Annotated in this window: 1 protein-coding gene and 1 pseudogene; both read left to right on the top strand. The window is 37.4% G+C overall.

The features are described 5' to 3' along the window. Positions 1 to 89, top strand: a pseudogene (locus tag HMPREF3270_RS13775) (DNA replication protein DnaC); the annotation flags it as partial. A 165-nt stretch (positions 90 to 254) separates the two neighbouring features. Continuing rightward, complete coding sequence (locus HMPREF3270_RS10975) at positions 255 to 617, top strand: RusA family crossover junction endodeoxyribonuclease (RefSeq protein WP_070867257.1); 363 nt, start codon at positions 255 to 257, stop codon at positions 615 to 617. Positions 618 to 767: the final 150 nt, after the last annotated feature.

The following is a 767-nucleotide window of genomic DNA, read 5'->3' as shown; positions in this document are numbered from 1 at the left end:
ATTGGCATAGGATTAATTCAAGAATGAAAAAAGGGAGCCGTAAAGTAAATGTTATCGGCGATGATTACAGGGAGCGAGATGCATGGTGATGTTAACCAAAGAATATATCATGCGTCATCTTAACTGCAGTTCAGTGTTTGCAGAGATGATGATTAGAGAAGCACAGGGCAACGCTGAGAGGTTGTACGACTTATTCCTATACCAATGTAACAAACGTCGTACAACGCCAGCTGTGCGTCAAATAGAGGTGTCTTATGGAAATAGAAATTAGTTTTAATGAAACACATAAAGCACCAATAGGGTCGCCAAGACCTAGATTTGCGAGTAGAGGAAAATATGTACAAACCTATATGCCTGCAACTTATACGGCGCATAAAGCTTTTATACAAAAGCAGATGCCTAAACTTATGTTAGAAAATAGCGTGATTGTAACGTTGAAATTTATTTTTACACCACCTAAAAGCTGGAGTAAGAAAAAACGTTTGGCAATGGTCGGTAAGTATAAGCGTACAAAGCCTGATGTAGATAATTTGATGAAAACTGTTTTAGATGCCGGCAATAAGCATCTGTGGAAAGATGATAACCAAATTGTAGATGCAAGAACCTTAAAGCAATAATGCAATTCAAAGTAAAAGTTACGTTTACAGTAAAAGTCAAAAATACAGTGCACAAGCGCACTGGCTTACAAGATGTGGAAGAAGAACTGATCAATAAAATTTATGATGAACCGGAAGCCTACATGGATGATTTAGAAGTCACAGATGTAG

It is taken from the genome of Staphylococcus sp. HMSC65H10 (assembly GCF_001839185.1).
GTDB lineage: Bacteria > Bacillota > Bacilli > Staphylococcales > Staphylococcaceae > Staphylococcus > Staphylococcus simulans.
Note: the sequence above shows the minus strand (reverse complement) of the source record. Positions and strands in the feature narration are given on the sequence as shown.

Bases quoted from the DNA above. Each gene is read 5' to 3' on its own strand.
- HMPREF3270_RS10975 (WP_070867257.1), top strand. From the start codon at position 255: ATGGAAATAGAAATTAGTTTTAATGAAACACATAAAGCACCAATAGGG.